Below are 1,189 nucleotides of genomic sequence, written 5' to 3'. Positions count from 1 at the left end.
AACAAGCATTATTTATTCAATGATCTTAGAGACGATACCGGCACCAACAGTACGACCACCTTCACGAATAGCAAAACGAAGCTTCTCTTCCATCGCTATCGGAACGATCAACGAAACATCCATGGCAACATTGTCGCCTGGCATAACCATTTCCGTTCCTTCTGGAAGCGTAACAATACCTGTAACATCCGTCGTACGGAAGTAAAACTGAGGACGATAATTCGTGAAAAATGGTGTATGACGTCCACCTTCATCTTTTGTCAAAATGTAAGCTTCTGCTTTAAAACGTGTATGAGGCGTAACAGATCCTGGCTTCGCCAATACTTGACCACGCTCAATCCCTTCACGGTCAACACCACGAAGCAGAGCTCCTATATTATCACCCGCTTGACCCTGATCTAAAAGTTTGCGGAACATTTCAACGCCTGTAACCGTCGTCTTAGACGTTGGACGAATACCGATAATCTCGATTTCCTCTCCAACTTTAATAACACCACGCTCAACACGACCCGTAACAACGGTTCCACGACCCGAAATCGAAAATACATCCTCTATCGGCATCAAAAATGGTTGATCAACAGGACGTTCAGGGGTTGGAATATAATTATCAACTTCACTCATTAAAAGACGAACAGCATCTTCACCAATGCTTTTATCCTTATCCTCAAGAGCTGCCAACGCAGAACCTTTAACAATTGGTATATCATCGCCTGGAAAATCATATTTGGATAAAAGTTCCCGAACCTCAAGCTCTACAAGCTCCAAAAGTTCTGCATCATCAACCTGATCAACTTTATTAAGAAAAACAACAATTGCTGGAACACCAACCTGACGCGCAAGCAAAATATGCTCACGTGTCTGAGGCATTGGACCATCAGCTGCTGAAACAACCAAAATAGCACCATCCATCTGTGCTGCCCCTGTGATCATGTTCTTCACATAATCAGCGTGTCCTGGACAATCAACGTGCGCATAGTGACGATTTTCCGTTTCATACTCAACGTGCGCTGTAGAAATAGTAATTCCACGTGCGCGTTCCTCTGGGGCAGCATCAATTTGATCATAGGCTTTAAATTCACCAAAATATTTCGTAATCGCTGCTGTCAACGAGGTCTTCCCATGATCAACGTGACCAATCGTACCAATATTAACATGCGGTTTTGTTCGTTCAAACTTGCTCTTCGCCATC

1 protein-coding gene is annotated in these 1,189 nt (G+C 43.7%); it reads right to left on the bottom strand.

The annotated features are described in order from the left end of the window. Positions 1-12: 12 nt before the first annotated feature. Positions 13-1,188, bottom strand: coding sequence for an elongation factor Tu (gene tuf / locus ACFIKY_RS08970; RefSeq protein WP_012755022.1), 1,176 nt, complete (start codon positions 1,186-1,188; stop codon positions 13-15). Position 1,189 lies beyond the last annotated feature (1 nt).

The organism is Bartonella sp. CR127HXZ, from assembly GCF_042194555.1.
In the GTDB taxonomy this organism is placed as follows: domain Bacteria; phylum Pseudomonadota; class Alphaproteobacteria; order Rhizobiales; family Rhizobiaceae; genus Bartonella; species Bartonella grahamii.
This window is presented reverse-complemented; position numbering and strand designations above follow the sequence as displayed.

Excerpts from the sequence above, each read along its gene's own strand:
- tuf (WP_012755022.1), bottom strand. The coding sequence starts at position 1,188 with ATGGCGAAGAGCAAGTTTGAACGAACAAAACCGCATGTTAATATTGGT.